This window comes from Psychrobacter sp. Ps3 (genome assembly GCF_022129275.1).
GTDB classification, from domain to species: Bacteria; Pseudomonadota; Gammaproteobacteria; order Pseudomonadales; family Moraxellaceae; genus Psychrobacter; species Psychrobacter submarinus.
Window position 1 is genome coordinate 1 of sequence record NZ_JADQAL010000068.1, and the last position, 3,114, is coordinate 3,114.

Sequence of the window (3,114 nt, forward strand, 5' to 3'; positions counted from 1 at the left end):
CTATCTATTATAGTAATAAATAGGTAGGTTTGTATATATTTTATTTAACTGTTTGGAACCCCTCGATCACTATCGAAACGTTAGAGCAAACTCTGAAGCCTACCGATATCTTAGTCCTGTTCAATGACTTCATTCATGCTGACTTCTTTGCCACTCATGCACTTGCCAAAACCTTACCTAAGCTGTTATTTTTTAGGCAGATTGGCGATAGTCAATTGCATTTTGGCTTGCCGCCGAGAAGCAATAACTTAATCGCAATCGAGCAGATAGCGCAGCAGGCCACTTTGGGTATTTTTCTTAGTAATATCAGCTATCAGTTCCCTACCCCTGCTGATGACCCTAAACCGAACGATGATCCTATCAGCAACAAGCGAGTCTTGAGTATGACGAACGACTTAAAGGCTATCTTTGATAGCACGGAGTATTGCCGCGTACTATCCGAGCAGCATCCGGTGGTCGCTGACTATCCGAGCTTTGCTGACATCCATTCTTCAGCACCGACCTCTGGGTTTTTGTTGTATCGATTGCTATTAGCGGCTCGCAAAGCAGTGCCGCGCCTGAAGAGTATAAATCATCTACAAAAAACAATCGCGCCTTTAGAGATACTGCTGCTTGGCTTTAATGACAACGACAAGACGGCGCACTTTTGGGAAGGTCATAATTGGGCTTTTGAACGTCAGGAGCTCGCTACGCCGCCTGTTGGGGTGAAAATTATCCGTCAGTATTAGCGTTTATTTAAATGATAAATCCAATAAACCCAAACCCTAAACCAAAAAATACCGCGTTTGGCTTTTAAACAGCCAAGCCCGATATTTTTGTATACTACTATTTAGGCAAGCTCACAGATAGCAAGCTTACGCTAAGCCGCTATTAGTTCAAGATGCCATAAGCGCATAACGCATCAGCAACGCGCTTAAAGCCAACGATGTTTGAACCTGCCATATAGTCGATATAACCATTATCGGTCTGGTTGTATTTGTCAGAAGCAGACGCGGCGCTGTCATGGATATCTTTCATGATGTTTTTTAGGCGCGTATCGATTTGCTCAAAGCTCTTGTACTGACGTACAGAGTTCTGTGACATCTCAAGCGCTGATACCGCAACACCGCCAGCATTGGCCGCTTTACCTGGCGCATAATGGACGCGGTGCTCACGGATATGATCGATCGCTTCGGCAGTGAGTGGCATGTTCGCGCCTTCCACCACATACTTGATACCATTGTCGACCATCATCTTAGCATCGTCTTCATCGACTTCGTTTTGCGTCGCTGATGGGATAGCGATATCACCTTTGATGTGCCAAGGTTTTTTGCCTGCAAACCACTCACCGCCAAACTTATCAACATAGTCGGCCAAAGGCTTGCTTTGATCTTTTTGCTTCTTCAGCCAGTCGATTTTTTCTTGATCGAAGCCATTTTCGTCGTACAAAGTGCCTTTAGAATCCGAGACAGTAATAGCTATGCCGCCCAGCATATTGACCTTTTCAGCCGCGTGCAGCGACACGTTTCCTGCGCCTGTGACTAATACTCTTTTGCCTTCGATACTCTCGTTTTGTACTTTAAGCATGTTCTCTAAAAAGTACACTGCGCCATACCCTGTAGCTTCGGTACGCATCAAGCTGCCACCGAACCCGACACCTTTACCAGTTAATACGCCGCTGTATTCATGGGTCAAGTTCTTGTACATGGCAAACATATAGCTGACCTCACGGCCACCAACACCGATGTCGCCTGCAGGTACGTCCATGTCTTTACTGACGTAGTGATGCAGCTCGCGCATAAAGGCGTAGCAAAAGCGGCGAATCTCACTGTCAGACTTACCTTTAGGGTCAAAATCTGAGCCCCCTTTACCGCCGCCTATTGGCAGACCAGTCAAAGCATTTTTGAAGATTTGCTCAAAGCCTAAGAACTTGAGTACCGATTGGTTAACGGTAGGATGAAAACGGACGCCGCCTTTATAAGGCCCTAGCGCATTACTAAACTGTACCCGCCAGCCGCGGTTGACTTGTACTTCACCTTTGTCGTTTTCCCAGTTAATACGAAAAGCAATGATACGATCAGGCTCTACTAAGCGCTCAAATATCTTATTTTTTTCGTATTCAGGATGGGCGTCATATAAAGGAGCAATAGTAAGCGCAACTTCTTTTACGGCTTGTACAAATTCGGGCTGATGGGCGTAGCGGGTTTCGACTTTTTCGATGGCTTGACTGATACTCATATAGCGTCCTTAAAGTAGAGATGATAATTCTATAATTGATCATGGTATGACGGTGTCGTGCTATCGCCTGCTTGCACTACAAGCAAGGTACTGTCCATAACGATGTAGGATTGCAATTATTAGAATAAAAGAGAATGGTACATGGCGACCTATGTAGCCCCCTGTACTAGTATATTCAAGGTATTTACACATCCGAGTTTGGTCGCTCAATAGCGCCGCGTTCATCGCTTGCTCATTGCTCTATAACAAGTCTATTAAAGCGAGTCTGTTAAAGGACAATTTTAGCAGGCGCTCCAAGCGTTTATTTGACGAACAAAAGGATAAAACCGATGAAATCAAATTAATGAAATCGAATTAATGAAACCATAGTTTCGATACAACTATATATCATTTTTTGCGCGTATAAGTCTAGTAAATAACCATATCGTCGGAAGTTATAATAGTCCTCGGCGGTCATGTTGTTTTGCTGACAATAGCTAGATGGCGATAGATAAATGGCTGATAAGCAAGTTGCTGTAGTGATGCTAGACCTTGTCGCTTAAGCTGTAACTGTGAACAAAAGATGTGCTACATCGCATTATAACCTTGCTTAAACAAGCCGTGATCATTACTGATAGCAGTGCAAACTCTCAACTTATACTAATTTTTATCCTTATAGCTGTCAAATTCATATATAACTTGTCAACTATTCAAGCAGCTATAAACGCACGAAAGGTTAATAAAACAAGATAAAAGGTAAGAAAATAGCAAATATTAAGATATCCAGACCATCAATCTATATCATTAATGATAGTAAGGGTTTATAATACTCAGTCTAGTTTGCCAGACTATTTATCTTTTATCTAGGGCGTGTTGAACATTCGCAAATAGGCACTGCTGATCGCTAAAATTGTTCCA

Annotated in this window: 2 protein-coding genes; one reads left to right on the plus strand and one right to left on the minus strand. The window is 43.1% G+C overall.

The window, feature by feature from the left end; all coding sequences use genetic code 11:
* Nucleotides 1-29: 29 nt before the first annotated feature.
* Entirely contained in the window at nt 30-728 is a 699-nt protein-coding gene (locus I3248_RS12045) for a hypothetical protein (RefSeq protein WP_238063978.1), read from the plus strand.
* A gap of 142 nt (nt 729-870) precedes the next feature.
* Here the strand turns inward: I3248_RS12045 and gdhA are convergent, their stop codons facing one another.
* Entirely contained in the window at nt 871-2,217 is a 1,347-nt protein-coding gene (gene gdhA / locus I3248_RS12050; RefSeq protein WP_238063979.1) for an NADP-specific glutamate dehydrogenase, read from the minus strand.
* Nucleotides 2,218-3,114 lie beyond the last annotated feature (897 nt).